The organism is Marinobacterium lacunae (assembly GCF_000705555.1).
Taxonomy (GTDB): Bacteria; Pseudomonadota; Gammaproteobacteria; order Pseudomonadales; family Balneatricaceae; genus Marinobacterium_D; species Marinobacterium_D lacunae.
Genome location: NZ_JMQN01000015.1, coordinates 263,516 through 278,989, shown reverse-complemented (window position 1 = coordinate 278,989; position 15,474 = coordinate 263,516). Strand labels below are relative to the sequence as shown.

Sequence of the window (15,474 nt, the reverse complement as noted above, 5' to 3'; positions counted from 1 at the left end):
GGCCGCCCAAAGCTATGGGGTTATCCCCAACGACGAATCACAACAGCATTTGCACTCAGTCTATCAACGGAATATGCACAGACTGATACAGGACTGGGGACAAGATCGCACCCCTGCACCGCATTACGTGATGGTTGCAAACAGAATCTGTGCGTAACTTTATGGACAACTTAGGGACAGCACGAGGAGTCAGCGCTCAAAGCCGCGTGGTTATTGAGTTTGGAAAAAGCGTTTAATTATTGTTCGGTGCAGGGCAGGTTATGCAAAAGATAAAGTTGTCAACAGCCAAATTGAGGTAATTGAGCTGTTTACATCCGCAGCGGGAGTTGATCCACGAGGCTTATCCCCAACCATAATCCACAGGCATTGGAGCTTTTTTTAATCCACACCCTCCGTCGGTGTGAACAGAATGGGTCAGGGCGTGATCTCGACCATCCGTCTGGATGCCAGATAGTGGCGTTGCCAATAGGGATTATCCAAAGAGGAGATCATCACACCGCGACTGGTGGATGCATGCAGGAAGTCACCGCCGCCCAGATAGATGCCCACATGACGCACTTTCCAGCTCGTTTTGAAAAACACAAGATCAGCGGTTTGCAGCTCATCGCGCTCGATCGGACTACCCAGCGCCAGCTGCGCTTCGGTGGTACGCGGCAACCTCAGGTCATACAGATCATCGAATACACGCAGAACGAAACCCGAACAGTCGACACCGTTACGATCGACGCCGCCCAGGCGATAAGGCGTGCCTTCCCAGAGTCGATACTGACTCATCAGGTCGGCCCGCACCGAGGATTGCGGAACCGTCAGTTGATAGGGAGCCTGAGTGTAACGTGGCGCGCTGCTGCAACCTGCCAGCAGCGCCAATGTCAGGACCAAAAGCATCAGACGCATACACAACCTCAATCAACTCGCTATACCTATGTTCTAAGTAATCGGCCAAGCGGATGCAAGCTCAAGGGGGTGCAGCAGAGAACAAACACCACGGCAGCGCTCGGCGCTGCCGTGGAAGGCGGGGGCTATCAGGCGCTCTTGGCCAGCCAGTGCTCAAGATCGTCGGCACCGCCGACGTGCTCACCGTCGATAAATATCTGCGGCACGGTTCCACGACCGCTGATCGCCACCAGTGACGAGTAGGTCACGCCGTTCTTGCCAAGCTGAATCTCCTCGTAAGGCATATCGTTTTCGCTCAGGTGCTTCTTGGCACGGTCGCAGTGCGGACAACCCGGCTTGGTCAGCAGCGTCACGCGCTTGGGTAATTTGGCCTCTGCGTTGATGTAGTTGAGCATGGTATCGGCATCGGACACTTCAAACGGGTCGCCCGGCACATCCGGCTCGATAAACATCTTCTCGATGACTCCATCCTTGACCAGCATGGAGTAACGCCAGCTACGCTTGCCGAAGCCAAGATCACGCTTTTCGACCAGCATGCCCATACCTTCAGAGAACTCGCCATTACCGTCCGGCAGCATGTCGATATTGGCGGCGCTCTGATCGCCGGCCCAGGCACTCATGACAAACGGATCATTGACCGAGAGGCAGATGATGCTATCCACCCCTTCACGCTTAAATACCGGCGCCAGCTCGTTATAGCGCGGCAGATGTGTGCTGGAGCAGGTCGGCGTGTACGCGCCGGGCAGCGCGAACAGAATAACGGTCTTGCCGGCAAACAACTCATCGGTCGTCACAGTGACCCACTCATTACCTACACGGGTCGGGAAAGTGACATCGGGTACGCGCTGACCTTCACGGTTTTCTAACATGCTGAACTCCTTATTCGGTGCAAAAGACTGATCGTTTACGTTGAATCCATCCTATCTGCGCCACAGATGAATGAAAAATTAATTATAAATAGAGTCTTGATAGCAATGATCTATCACGAGTCATTCGATAAGCGCTTAAGTGCCTGCCATGGTTATCCACGCTTTTTGTGGATAACCATGCGAAAACAGCGTGGGCAAAGCGCTCTTCGCAAGAGATTCACCGATATTCAAATATTGGTTACAGGGCGAGCGGCTTCAGCGTCGCTTTTCTGCTAGGATGCAGCTTTGCGCACCCTCTATATATCCGCGGAGATTCTCCCCACGTGTTCGAAGAGTTGTCACTCCATGAGCGCCTGATCAAGGCAATCGATTCGCTGGGCTTTACCCAGCCGACCGACGTTCAAAGCGCTGTATTGCCCCTGGCTTTCGAAGGCCGCGACCTGATGGTCAGCGCCGAGACCGGCAGCGGTAAGACCCTGGCGTTTCTGCTGCCTATTCTGCAGCGCTGCGTCGAACAGTCCGCGCCGCGCAGCGGCACGCGCGGCCTGATCCTGACGCCGACTCGCGAACTGGCCGAGCAGGTCAGTGCCACTTGTGAAAAGCTGGCGTCCTTTACCCGCGTTAACGTACTTCCCGTATGCGGCGGCGAAAACTACCAGAACCAGACGGCCAAGATTCGCAAGAATCCCGAGATCATCGTCGGCACACCCGGGCGTATCAAAGAGCACATAGAGCGCAATACCATCGATTTCGATGATCTGGAATTTCTGGTGCTTGATGAAGCCGACCGTATGCTCGACATGGGCTTTCGCGAGGAGGTGCTGTTCGTCACCGATGCCTGCCGCAAAGAGCGCCAGAGTATGCTGTTCTCCGCCACCCTGACCCACCGGGGCGTCGGCGACATTCTCGATCGCGTACTGCGCGATCCCGAAACTATCCAGCTGAGCACCGCACAGACCGAGATCGAGAACATCCGCCAGCAGGTTATTCTGGCCGATGACGCCAAGCTCAAGGAGAAACAGCTCGCGTGGCTGTTGAAAAACGAAAGCTACGACAAAGCGATCGTGTTCACCAACACCCGTGCCCTCAGCGATGAACTGGGGCCGCGCCTACAGTCACAGGGATTGCGCGTGGGCGTACTGCACGGCGAGCTGGACCAGCCGCAACGCACCCGCATCCTCAATCTTCTGCGCGATGGCCGGATCAACGTATTGATCGCCACTGACGTAGCCGCGAGGGGCCTCGATATCGAAGGTGTGGATCTGGTGATCAACTTCGATCTGGCCCGTAGCGGCGACGAGCATGTCCACCGCGTCGGCCGTACCGGACGTGCGGGCCGCGAGGGGCTGGCTATCTGCCTGATTGCTCCAAACGAGTGGAACCTCAAGGCCAGTATCGAGCGTTACCTGAAGCAGACGTTTGAGAAACGCACCATCAAGGGCATCGAAGGCGGCTATACAGGCCCGAAGAAGCTCAAGGCATCGGGCAAGGCGGCGGGTACGGGCAAGAAGAAAGAGAGCAAGAAAAAGCCGGCGGAAAAGCCCAAGGTGAAGAAACGCCTGCGCGATCAAAAGCAGGTCGGCAAACGCCGCAGCAAGCCGACACCGATCAGTGACGATGGCTTTGCACCGCTGAAAAAGAAACAGTAAGCGCGATCCGAACTCACAACTCGCCTCAGATTAACAAAAACCCCCGCCCTCAAGCGGGGGTTTTCGTTCAGGCGCGGACCGCCACGCCTCACCAGCTGATCGCCGTATACAGCGCTCAACCCGTGCTCTAAGCTGAGACGCTCGACCTTCAAGATAACAAGGAGTCGTCATGGCTATCCTGATCCTCGGTCTTATCCTGTTTCTCGGTGTGCATTCCACACGCATCCTGGCACCGGGTCTGCGGGAAAGCGCTGTCCGGTCCATGGGGCTGCTCCCCTGGAAAGGCCTGTATAGCGTTATCTCACTCGTCGGCTTTGTGCTGATCATCTGGGGTTACGGGGAAGCCCGCTACACACCCACCTGGGTTTGGGTGTCACCGGACTGGACCCGGCACATTACCGCTCTATTATTGCTCCCAGCGTTTATCCTGCTCGCGGCAGCCTATGTGCCGGGCACCCATATGAAGGCCCGGCTCGGTCATCCCATGGCATTGGGCGTTAAGCTCTGGGCGTTCGCCCACCTGCTCAGCAACGGCACAGTGGCCGACATCCTGCTGTTCGGCGCCTTCTTGGCCTGGGCCATACTCTATTACGCTATTGCTCGTCGCCGTGATCGGGCGGAGGGGGTGACGTATAAAGCGATCAGCGCTCAACGCGATCTGATCGCCGTGGTCATCGGCCTGGTGTTCTACGGTGCCTTTGCGTTTGTTCTGCATGAATGGTTGATAGGGGTGCGCCCTTTTGGCTAGCCAACCCGGCGCCCCGGGATCGGTCAGAGCAACTTTCTTCAATGTCGGGGCGGCGCCATAAGCACACAGCACCAGCAACGATTCTCTACACTTCATCACGCCACCCTAAGCAGCCAAACGGCTGCTTTTTTCATGCCCATTTCATTCTCAAAGCACTTTTTTAGCACCGTATTGGCAACATAAACCAGCCCATTAACACCATTTATGCAACGCAATTATTCGTATTTACACACAATGTCAACAATTTAATAGGAAATTTAGACTAAAGAATAACCGCAACCCTCTAGAGACACTTAAAAGCCCTTATATAATCAGCCCTCACAAAAAGTCGACGTCACCACAAATAATTTCACCGAGCCTAAATTGTCGACAATATGAAAAGCGAGGAAAAGATCATGTCATCCCCTTCACGCATCCTCTGTGAGCGCCTGCGCCAACGTATCGTCAGCGCCGACGAGGCTGCCGCGATGATCCCCCGGGGTGCCAATGTCGGCATGAGCGGATTCACCGGGGCCGGTTACCCCAAAGCCGTGCCGGGCGCCCTGGCCAACCGTATCCGCACGCTGAACACTGAGGGCGGACAGCCGTTTCGTATCAATATCTGGACCGGTGCCTCCACCGCGCCCGAGCTCGACGGTGTTTTAGCCGAGGTGGACGGCATCGAGATGCGACTGCCGTTCCAAAGCGATCCTATCTGCCGGGATCGCATTAACAGCGGCAAGATGGAGTACGTCGACTATCATCTGTCCGAAGTCTCCCAGTACGCCTGGTCAGGCTTTTTGGGCAAGATGGATATCGCGCTAATCGAAGTTGCCGGTATCCGCGAAGATGGCAGCCTGATCCCCTCTTCGTCGATCGGTAACAACAAGACCTGGATCGAACAGGCCGACAAGATCATCCTCGAAGTGAACAGCCGCCAGAATGCGAAGCTGGAGGGGATGCACGATATCTATTACGGCACCGCCCTGCCGCCCAACCGCAAACCGATCATGCTGACCGATCCGGCCGACCGTATCGGCGAGCACTACCTGAGCTGTCCGATCGACAAGGTGATTGCCGTGGTCGAAACCGACGCGCCAGATCGCAATTCGCCGTTCAAGTCACCGGACGATGTCTCCAAGCGCATTGCTGGCCATATCCTCGACTTTTTCCAGCGCGAGATCGAGATTGGACGACTTCCCAAGGAGTTGTTGCCGATCCAGTCCGGTGTCGGCAACATCCCCAACGCGGTACTGGAAGGGTTGGATGCCGGCCCGTTCAAGAACCTGACGGCGTTCACCGAGGTGATTCAGGACGGCATGCTCAAGATGCTCAAGTCGGGCACGCTAAAAGTCGCCTCGGCGACGGCATTTTCGCTCAGCCCCGACGGAATCAAAGAGTTCGATACCAACATCGACCTTTACCGCGACAAGATCATCCTCAGACAGCAGGACATCAGCAACCACCCTGAGCTGGCACGTCGCCTCGGCATCATCGCCATGAACGGCCTGATCGAGGCCGACATCTACGGCAACGTCAATTCGACCCATATCATGGGCACCCGGATGATGAACGGTATCGGCGGCTCAGGCGATTTTGCCCGCAACGGCTACCTGTCGATCTTCGTATCGCCCTCCACCGCGAAGAACGGCGCCATCTCCTCCATCGTGCCGATGGTCTCGCACGTCGACCACACCGAGCACGACGTCAAGATCATCGTCACCGAACAGGGGCTGGCCGACCTCAGGGGACTGTCGCCCCGACAGCGCGCCCATGCGATTATCAGCAACTGTGCACACCCCGATTTCAAGCCTGCATTAATGGATTACTACGAGCGCGCACTGCACTCAGGACGCGGCCAGCACACCCCGCACCTGCTGGAGGAAGCCTTGAGCTGGCACTGCCGTTACGAACAGACCGGTCGGATGTAAACGGCCAACACAATCCATACCTGGATGCTCTAAGCCTTGGGTGCCGAATCGGCACCCTTTTTTCTAGAGTTTTTCTACACTTAGAGTAGATCTCTCGTTTGGGACAGGATAAATGGATTTCACAGCCAGCCCCATCGTTCACATGCTGACAGCCGCCGCACTGGGCCTGATGGTCGGGTTGGAGCGCGGCTGGCACGAGCGCGAAACCCGCAGCGGCGGGCGTATAGCCGGTATACGCACCTTTACCCTTATTGCCATCAGCGGCCAGATCGCCGGCATGCTCGGCCAGTTGATCACACCGTGGATTACCGTCGCCGCGCTGGTCTGCATCGCCGCACTGTTGGGCCTTGGTTACAGGCTCAATGTCAATGAGGACCATGACTACGGCACGACCTCGTTCGTCGCTGCAATACTGACTTACCTGCTAGGCGTACTGGTCTCGCTGGAACAGGCCAGTCTCGCCGTCGCCGCGGCTGTGATCATCAGTGTGCTTTTGCACTTTAAACAGACCCTGCACCTCTGGCTGGAGCGACTCAGCGGTGCCGAACTGCGCGGCATACTCCAGCTCGGGTTGATCTCGGCGGTTATGCTACCCATCCTGCCCAACGAGGGTTTCGGCCCCTGGAATGCCCTGAACCCCTATGAAATCTGGCTGTTGGTCGTGCTGATCGCCGGTATCAGCCTGACCGGCTACTTCGCGATGCAATTGGCGGGGCCCCACAAGGGGGTGATGATCACCAGTGCGCTGGGAGGTATCGCTTCTAGCACCGCGACAACGCTGAGTCTTGCACGCATGAGCAAACGCATGCCGCTGCACCGCCTGTTGGCCGGCGGCATACTGCTCGCCAGTGCGATCATGTATCCGCGCATCCTGTTCGAGGTTGCGGTGCTCAACACCGCACTGCTGCCACCGCTGCTGGTGCCATTGGGCGGCATGAGCATCGTCAGCCTGCTATCGGCGCTCTGGCTGTGGCGGCACGACGAGCCCCATGGTCAGGTAAGCACGTCCGAAATCGCCGCATCCCCGTTTCAGATAGGCCCTGCCTTACAATTTGGCCTGCTGCTCACGGTGATCATTCTGGCGGCCGAAGCGATCAGGGCCCAGGTGGGCGAAGAGGGGTTATGGATCGTGTCCATCGTTGCCGGGCTCACCGATGTAGATGCCATTACGCTGACGCTGGCCCGCATGGCACATGACGGCATCAGCCAGCACACGGCCGTAACCGGCATCACGCTAGCCGCCATCACCAACACGCTGGTCAAAGGCGTGCTGGCCACCTTTGCCGGCGGCTGGCCACTGCTGCGCCAACTCTGGCCCGGACTGACCCTGACACTCACTGTCGGCGCCCTTTTGCTGCTGATCTGATCCAGGTCACGGACAGACTCAGCGCAAACATCGCGGGCTGATCTACCCTATAGATGCCTCTGCGGAACAGGACTGAAGGACTATGGCACTCAAACCTCTGGATAGCGACAAGCTTTACCATCGATGCGATCTCAGCGACTTTGGTTTTACCTCGACCAACGACCTGACGCCGGACCTGTCGGCGCTCGGTCAGCAACGGGCCATGGACGCCCTTCAGTTTGCAGTGGGCATGCATCACGACGGTTACAACCTGTTCGTCAGCGGATCAACCGGAGTTGGCCGCCGCGAACTGGTCTCCCGCATGATCAACGAACGCGCCAAGCAGGGGGAAGCGCCGCAGGACTGGGTGTATGTGCATAACTTCGAGCGCGCACACGAACCGTGCATGCTATGCCTGCCCAAAGGCGCAGGTCAGGGGCTGCGTCAGGACATGCAGCAACTGATTGAGAGGCTGCTGATCCAGATCCCCGCCACCTTCAAGAGTGACGAGTATCGCAACCGGGTACAGGAGATATCGGACGAGTTCGAACAGCGTGAAGAGAGCCAGTTTCAGGCCCTCGGCGAGAAAGCCCACGAAGAGCAGATCACGCTGATGCGCACGCCGTCGGGGTATACGCTTGGCCCCCTGCGCGAAGGCAAACTGATGACCCCCGATCAGTTCAAGGCACTGCCCGAGGCAGAACAGACTCGCATCAAGGCGGCACTTGAGCAACTCAATGCCGAACTGACCGCGCTGGTGCGCGAACTGCCCAAACTCCAGCAGGAGCATCGGGAAGCGATACGCGCACTCGATGACGACATCACCCACAGCGTCATCGACCCTGCCCTGAGCGGACTGCGTCAAAAGTACGGTACCGAATCGGCCCTGCTTGAGTTTCTCGATCAAGTGCACCAGGACATGATCGAAAACGTGGATGACTTCTTCGCCCAGGACAAGGACGAGAATGCCAAGACACCGCTGCACAAACTGGCGCGCAGCGACACCTTCCGTCGTTACCGCATCAACGTACTGGTCAGTCACGACCACAACGGCGGATCGCCTGTTGTGGTTGAAGATATCCCCAGCTACCAGAATCTCGTGGGCCGTATTGAGTATCAGGCTCACTTCGGCACCCTGAGCACCGATTTCAGTCTTATACAGCCCGGCGCACTGCACCGGGCCAACGGCGGTTACCTGATCGTCGATGCCCAAAAGCTGCTCTCCTATCCCTTTGCCTGGGAGGGGCTCAAGCGCGCACTGCGCAACCGGGAGATCCGCATCGACCCACTGGAGAAAATGTACGGTATCAGCGGCACCCGTTCGCTGGAAGCGGAACCGATGCCGCTGAAACTGAAAGTGATCCTGATCGGCGAGCGACGCCTCTACTACCTGCTCAAGGCCTACGATCCGGAGTTCAGCACCCTGTTCAAGGTATACGCCGATTTCAACGAACAGCTGGACCGTTCCCGCGGAAATCTCGAAGGCTACCTTGGGCTGATCACGCAACTCGTGCAGGAGGAGGGGCTGGCTCCCTTCGCCCTTTCAGGTATTGAACGCGTTATTGAGCAGAGCTCGCGCCGGGTAGATGACAGCACCAAGCTCTCGCTCAACCGTGGCCAATTGATCGACCTGCTGCGCGAGGCCAGCTACTGCGCCACCCGCGCCGGCAGCAGCCAGGTCAAATCCGAGCATGTCAGTCAGGCGCTGAAAATGGCCCGCACCCGCAGCGCCCAGTACTCGGAGCTGATGCAGGAACAGATTGAGCGCGGCACCATAATGGTAGCCACCGAAGGCTCCGCTGTGGGTCAGGCTAACGGGCTGTCCGTGTTCCAGCTGGGCGACCAGCGCTTCGGCAAACCGGCTCGCATCAGCGCCACCGCCCGTCTCGGCGGTGGCAAGGTGATCGACATCGAGCGGGAGACCGAGCTCGGTGGCCCGATACACACCAAAGGCGTGATGATTCTGGCCAACTGCATCGGCGCCCGCTATGCACGCAACTCACCGCTCTCGTTGCATGCAAGCCTGGTGTTCGAGCAGTCCTACGGCATGGTCGATGGGGACAGCGCCTCGGCGCTGGAGCTGTGCGTACTGCTCTCGGCCATCAGCGGATTGCCGATCAAACAATCGCTGGCCGTGACCGGATCCATCAACCAACGCGGCGAAATACAGGCGATCGGCGGCGTAAACGAAAAGATCGAAGGCTTCTTCGAACTCTGTAAAAACCGAGGGCTCACCGGCGATCAGGGCGTGGTCATTCCGGCGACCAACGTGGATCACCTGATACTCGATCAGGCGGTGGTTCAGGCCTGCGAGAAGGGTGAATTCCACATCTACGCAGTCAAAGAGCTCGATGAACTGATCAGCCTGCTGTTCGACCGCAAACCCGGCAAGGCCGACGAGGATGGCCGCTACCCGCCGGCGAGCGTCAATGGCTGTGTACAGCAGCAGCTGCTGGATTGGACGGAGCAGGCGCGCAAACTTTCCGGCAAGTCGGATAATTAGGCAGGAGGCGCACGATGATCAGGCGTCTGATACTGAGACTGGATGCGCGAGGAGCCGAGCGTCCCAACATGACGGTATACGCCGCACTTGCCCGCGCGCTTGATGCCGAACTGCTGACCCAACTTGAAGAGGACGATTCGCTCAACGAGCTGGCAGCACTCCCGTTCGTGACCGAAGTCTGTCGCGCCAGCGCACGCTCGCGACCGCTGGACCAGGCATCCCTGCACCGACGCACCGAGCGGCTGATGCGCCAGCTACGCACCGAACTGGAGGCGATTGCCCGCGATACACCGCTGAACTGGCAATTGGTCTGCACCCACCGCTCATCGCCCCGCATATCGGATCCTGATACAGCCCTGCTGCGTGCGGCAGAGCCCTCTCGCTCCCCGACTGCCGGACGGGTCGTTGGGAAACCGCATATCGCGGTCATCCACGCAGGCGACGCTGCGTCGGAAAGAGCGTTGGAGTATGCCCGCGCCATATCCGCCAGTGAGCAGCTTCCAATTCTATTACTGGCCCTGCCAGACTCTCCCTGGCACCGAGCCCACGCACTGCCGGAGAGTGTCAGCGTGCGGACCGATCTGGCCGACCATGAGCCCACGACACTCAGACCGATGCTGCGCGCCTGGCAGGTGGACCTCTTGCTGATGCCGGCCGGCATACTCAATGGAGCGATGGAGGAGGAGACTCTGGCCAGACAGCTGTCGGGGGTCGCGTTGCTGATCACCCCCTGATAATTGTGCCCATATCCGACCGAGATCAAGGGTAAATCCTGCGTGAGCACCTATGCTGAGCTCTTACACCATGACTGCCGCCGACACAGGAGCGACGATGACCTGCCAAGAACCGCAGCCGCCACGCAGCGCTCTGCTGCCGATCAACCGCTGCAACCTGCCGGCATGTGTCATCGCAAGTCTCGAGTACCAACGTCACCCCGCTCCCCTGTACATTGACAGCGTCGCGACACTGTACGCTGACCTGTGGGCGCAACTGGCACAGTGCATCAACAGCCACGAGCGTCTGAGCTGTTTTCGTAACTACATGACACTCAAGTTTCGCCTGCCGGCCGACGACCTGCCCGACTCCCCACTGAGCGAGCCGCAGCTGCGCCCGAAAGCTCACTACAACCGCATGATTCGAGGCTGGCTGTTCGACTCAGACAGCCGCGAGGGGGCGGTCTGGAAAGGCTGGGTCGAGTCGCGTTTCGGCCTGCTGACACGGTTTCACAAAACCGCTATTGCAGGACCGGAGAGCGAAGCCTACCTGCAGTTCATGGAGACGCGCGCCCGCGGCATACACAACACCAACGCACTGGAGACGCAGCTGGACCTGCTGTACAGCTTCTGTCAGATCGAGCTGCGTGAACGCTACCCGCAGCATCGACATCTGCGCCTCTACCGGGGCAGCCGCGGACCGATGTTTGCCGAACAGCACGGTCGGGCATTCAAACTGTTTAACAACTTGAGTTCGTTCACTCTGGATCCAGAAGAGGCGCTGCGCTTTGGCGATACGGTTCTGGAAACCGCCGTCCCCCTGAGCAAAATCGTCTGCTTCGACAGCTTGCTGCCCGGCCAGCTTCAGGGCGAGCAGGAGTACATGGTGCTCGGCGGCCTGTTCGAGGTTGCCCATTACCGGGGCATAACCGGCCACTGAGCGTCATAAGCCGGTGTAACCGAGTGTCTGGAAGGGTAACACCGACGTTACGCAACAACTGTTACAAAATGAAACAACCCAAATATTTTGGATATTGAAAAAGATTATCTGCGGATTTCCCGTTAATGACAGACAACTTAACTGGTTTCAAATCCACAGCCAAAAAAAGTGCACAATCGCCCAAAATCGGTGCAGATAGACTATAAACAAGAAGAGCTACTCTGTGGTTACATACTGAAACACTTGAAACAGCGGCCTGCATCAGAGTTGGTACGCTGTTTGCTGTTAGCAGAATACCGCGAACCCGTGGATGCCAGAAAAGGGGTTAATACGTGTCAACTCACGACATCGACGATCAGTACGTCCGTTTCATCAACGTGAAGAAGAGCTACGACCAACAGTCTCTGGTCGTAAAAGATTTCAGCCTCGACATACGCAAAGGGGAGTTCGTAACCCTTCTGGGCCCGTCGGGCTCAGGCAAGACCACCTGCCTGATGATGTTGGCAGGTTTCGAAGACGTCACCAGCGGCACCATCCAGATCAACGGCAAGTCGGTACAGGATGTAGCCCCTTACCACCGCAATATCGGCATGGTGTTCCAGCACTACGCACTCTTTCCCCACATGACCATCGCCGAAAACCTGGCGTATCCGCTGAAGGTGCGAAAGCTTCCGGCCAGCGAGGTTAAGCAGAAGGTCAAGGATGCACTGGCGCTTGTTGAACTGGACGCCTTTGGCGGTCGTTACCCCGGGCAACTCTCGGGCGGTCAGAAACAGCGTGTAGCGCTGGCCCGGTCACTTATTTTCGAACCCAGCATCGTATTGATGGATGAGCCGCTTGGCGCTCTGGATAAAAACCTGCGCGAGCACATGCAGTACGAGATCAAACGCCTGCATGAGCAGCTCGGCTTCACCGCCATCTACGTTACCCACGACCAGACCGAGGCACTGACCATGTCCGACCGCATCGCGGTCTTCAACGACGGTGTAGTGCAGCAGTGCGCATCGCCCTCGGCGCTGTATGAGACACCGGCCAACTCCTTTGTCGCCGACTTTATCGGCGAGAACAACCATATCAACGGCAAGGTGGAGTCCAACAACGGCGAGATCGCGGAGATCAGCCTCTCCCGCGGTGACCGTGTGCGGGCGCTGGATATCAACTGCCCGCCGGTCGGCGAGCCCTGCGTTCTGGCTGTACGTCCGGAAAACCTGTTTATCGCCACCGCAGGGCGCGAATACGACAACGTTATCTCGGCTGAATTCATCACCCGGCTCTATGTCGGCGACTCGATCCGCTACTTCTTCAAGATGAGCGACGGTGCCGAACTGATGGTCAAGGTGCTGAACGATCAGGACGCTCCCATTATCGAGCCGGGCGCGCCAACCCGTTTGACCTGGGCAACCGAGCGCGGTCTCGCGCTCGACAAGCCCGCCGGAAAGAACCCTGTCAAAGCAGCTTAAGGACTGCTCGGCAGTCAATGTGGACCAACGACTCAATGTCTGGAAGAGGTGATCTGATGAAGAAGCAACTGTTAAGCCTGGCGGCCGCCGTATCTGTCGGCCTGGCTGCAAATCTGGCCGGAGCCGCCGAGCTGACCGCTGTGTCTTTCGGCGGTGCGTACGGTGAAGCGCAGCAGAAACACATGATCGACCCGTACATGGAAAAAACCGGCAACAAGATTCTGTTTGAAAACTATTCAGGTGGTGTTGCCGAACTCAAGGCACAGGTCGAAAGCGGCAATGTGCTTTGGGATGTCATCGATATGGAAGTGATCGACCTTGAGCGCGCCTGCTCCGAAGGCCTGCTGGAAGTATTCCCTCAGGACCAGCTACCCCCCGGTGACGACGGCACCCCGGCTGCCGATGACTTCAGCAAAGAGGCACTGGCCAACGAGTGCGGCGTCGGCAACATCGTCTGGACCGTTCTCTACGCCTACAACCACGACACCATTCAGGGTGGCGAGCCGAAGAGCATGAACGACTTCTTCGACACCAAGACCTTCCCGGGCAAGCGTGCTCTGCGCAAACGTCCGCAGGTGAACATGGAGTGGGCACTGCTGGCCGACGGCGTATCCAAGGACGAAGTCTACGACCTGCTGGCCACCGAAGAGGGCCAGGCACGCGCCTTTGCCAAATTGGACACCATCAAAGATGAGATCGTCTGGTTCGACAGCTGGTCTCAGGCTCCACAGCTGCTCAACGACGGTGGTGCTGTCATGGTTCAGTCCGCCAACGGCCGTTTCTTCGCTGCTATCCAGCAGGAGAACAAACCGTTCGAGATGGTCTGGGACGGCCACGTATTCGATCTGGATGTCTGGGCAATCGTAAAAGGCACCAAGAACAAGGATCTGGCGATCGACTTCGTCAACTTCGCCACCGGCTCCAAGCCGCTCTCGGGCATGCCTGAAGTAGCTTACGGTCCGACCCGTCAGTCCTCTTATGCCTACATCGACGAGTCTGTGATTCCGAAACTGCCGTCTGCTCACCTGGATGAAGGCCTGAAAGCCTCCTCCCTGTTCTGGGCCGATTACGGCGAATCACTCGGCGAGAAGTTCAACGAGTGGCTGCTGAAGTAACGTTTTAACCCGGATTCACACAGACGCGTACTACCCCGGATCCCCGCCCGTGCGGCGGTGGATCCGGCCTGACAGGGGCTCATGCATGTCCAACCCAGAACTGACACCGGACGAAATCAGGCAGGCTAACCGCAACCGCCGCCGGGCAAAACTGCTGGCGATATTTTTCGTGTTGCCACTGCTTGGCTTCATTTTCGTCACCTTCGTTGCCCCCATCGGGACAATGCTGTATCGAAGTTTTTACCACCCGACGGTGTCCGAGCTGGTGCCCGAAACACTCGCACAACTGGATAAATGGTCCGAGAGCAGCGGCGAACTGCCGCCGCCGGATGCACTGAATACCTTCGCGGTGGAGCTTAAGACGCTTGCCAAGGATCGACTCTCCGGCAAGCTGGCCGAAGAGATCAACCGAGCCCTGCCCGGCTCATCGAGCCTGATCAAATCCACCGCGCGCAGGGTGAGTCGCACCGACACCGCCGAACTGCAAAGCCGCGGCAACGAGATTTTGTTCGATGCCCACAAGAAGTGGCAGCAGGTTGAGGTCTGGCGTGCGATCAAGAAATCGGGTTCGGTCGTCACCGCCGATTTCTACCTGACCGCACTGGATCTGGAGCACTCGCCCTCCGGCGAGATCGTGCAGCGCGGAACCCAGATCTATATCGATCTGTACTGGAAAAGTCTGAAGATAGCGTTCTACATCACGGTTCTGACCGCCATCATCGGTTTCCCGCTGGCCTGGTATCTGGCCAACGCACCCACCCGCGTCGCCAATACGCTGATGATCTTTGTACTGCTGCCGTTCTGGACCTCTCTGCTGGTGCGCACCACTTCGTGGATCGCCCTGCTGCAGACCAACGGTGTGGTGAACTCGACACTTATGTCGCTGCACATCATCGATGAGCCGCTGGAGATGCTGTATACGCAGTTCGCCACCGTCATCGCCATGACCCATATCCTGCTGCCATTCATGGTGTTGCCGCTGTACAGCGTGATGAAAGGGATAGATCCGAGCTACTTCCGTGCGGCCCTGTCGCTCGGTGCCAAACCGATACCGGCCTTCGTACGCATCTACATGCCGATGACCGTGCCGGGCCTGAGCGCCGGGGCGTTGCTGGTGTTCATCATCTCTATCGGTTACTACATCACCCCGGCGCTGGTCGGTGGTACCGAGGGCCAGATGATCTCCAACATCATCGCCTTCCACATGCAGTCGTCCAACAACTGGGAGCTGGCCGCCGCGCTGGGCTCACTGTTGCTGCTGCTGATCACCCTGCTTTACTGGCTGTACGACCGGCTCGTGGGCATCAGCAACCTTAAACTGGGCTAAT

The 15,474-nt window shown here is 58.0% G+C and carries 12 protein-coding genes; 10 read left to right on the top strand and 2 right to left on the bottom strand.

Annotated elements, in window-relative coordinates; genetic code table 11:
* Positions 1–414 precede the first annotated feature (414 nt).
* On the bottom strand, positions 415–894 hold the full coding sequence (locus tag ADIMK_RS05865; RefSeq protein ID WP_036184880.1) for a C40 family peptidase: 480 nt from the start codon (positions 892–894) through the stop codon (positions 415–417).
* Positions 895–1,022: 128 nt separating this feature from the next.
* Positions 1,023–1,763: a glutathione peroxidase gene (locus ADIMK_RS05860; RefSeq protein ID WP_036184878.1), complete on the bottom strand. Its 741-nt coding sequence runs from the start codon at positions 1,761–1,763 to the stop codon at positions 1,023–1,025.
* Between the two features lie 323 nt (positions 1,764–2,086).
* On the opposite strand from ADIMK_RS05860, the gene ADIMK_RS05855 reads away from it, so the two are divergent.
* The 10 genes from ADIMK_RS05855 (at position 2,087) to ADIMK_RS05810 (ending at position 15,473) form a co-directional block, all read left to right on the top strand.
* Positions 2,087–3,412: a DEAD/DEAH box helicase gene (locus tag ADIMK_RS05855; protein ID WP_036184876.1), complete on the top strand. Its 1,326-nt coding sequence runs from the start codon at positions 2,087–2,089 to the stop codon at positions 3,410–3,412.
* A gap of 169 nt (positions 3,413–3,581) precedes the next feature.
* Positions 3,582–4,160 carry an NnrU family protein gene (locus ADIMK_RS05850; protein WP_036184875.1) on the top strand — a complete coding sequence of 193 codons (579 nt, stop codon included), beginning with the start codon at positions 3,582–3,584 and terminating at the stop codon, positions 4,158–4,160.
* A 395-nt stretch (positions 4,161–4,555) separates the two neighbouring features.
* Complete coding sequence (scpC, locus tag ADIMK_RS05845; RefSeq protein ID WP_036184873.1) at positions 4,556–6,070, top strand: succinyl-CoA:acetate CoA-transferase ScpC; 1,515 nt, start codon at positions 4,556–4,558, stop codon at positions 6,068–6,070.
* A gap of 112 nt (positions 6,071–6,182) precedes the next feature.
* Positions 6,183–7,436, top strand: coding sequence for an MgtC/SapB family protein (locus ADIMK_RS05840; protein WP_036184871.1), 1,254 nt, complete (start codon positions 6,183–6,185; stop codon positions 7,434–7,436).
* 82 nt (positions 7,437–7,518) lie between these two features.
* Positions 7,519–9,918, top strand: coding sequence for an ATP-binding protein (locus tag ADIMK_RS05835; RefSeq protein WP_036184869.1), 2,400 nt, complete (start codon positions 7,519–7,521; stop codon positions 9,916–9,918).
* A gap of 14 nt (positions 9,919–9,932) precedes the next feature.
* A complete protein-coding gene (locus ADIMK_RS05830) occupies positions 9,933–10,652 on the top strand; it encodes a hypothetical protein (protein ID WP_036184868.1) in 720 nt (239 codons plus the stop codon).
* Between the two features lie 97 nt (positions 10,653–10,749).
* Positions 10,750–11,571 carry an NAD(+)--dinitrogen-reductase ADP-D-ribosyltransferase gene (locus ADIMK_RS05825; protein ID WP_036184866.1) on the top strand — a complete coding sequence of 274 codons (822 nt, stop codon included), beginning with the start codon at positions 10,750–10,752 and terminating at the stop codon, positions 11,569–11,571.
* Between the two features lie 332 nt (positions 11,572–11,903).
* Positions 11,904–13,031: an ABC transporter ATP-binding protein gene (locus ADIMK_RS05820; protein ID WP_036184865.1), complete on the top strand. Its 1,128-nt coding sequence runs from the start codon at positions 11,904–11,906 to the stop codon at positions 13,029–13,031.
* 56 nt (positions 13,032–13,087) lie between these two features.
* Positions 13,088–14,146 carry an ABC transporter substrate-binding protein gene (locus tag ADIMK_RS05815; protein ID WP_036184864.1) on the top strand — a complete coding sequence of 353 codons (1,059 nt, stop codon included), beginning with the start codon at positions 13,088–13,090 and terminating at the stop codon, positions 14,144–14,146.
* An 85-nt stretch (positions 14,147–14,231) separates the two neighbouring features.
* Positions 14,232–15,473 carry an ABC transporter permease gene (locus ADIMK_RS05810; RefSeq protein ID WP_036184862.1) on the top strand — a complete coding sequence of 414 codons (1,242 nt, stop codon included), beginning with the start codon at positions 14,232–14,234 and terminating at the stop codon, positions 15,471–15,473.
* Position 15,474: the final 1 nt, after the last annotated feature.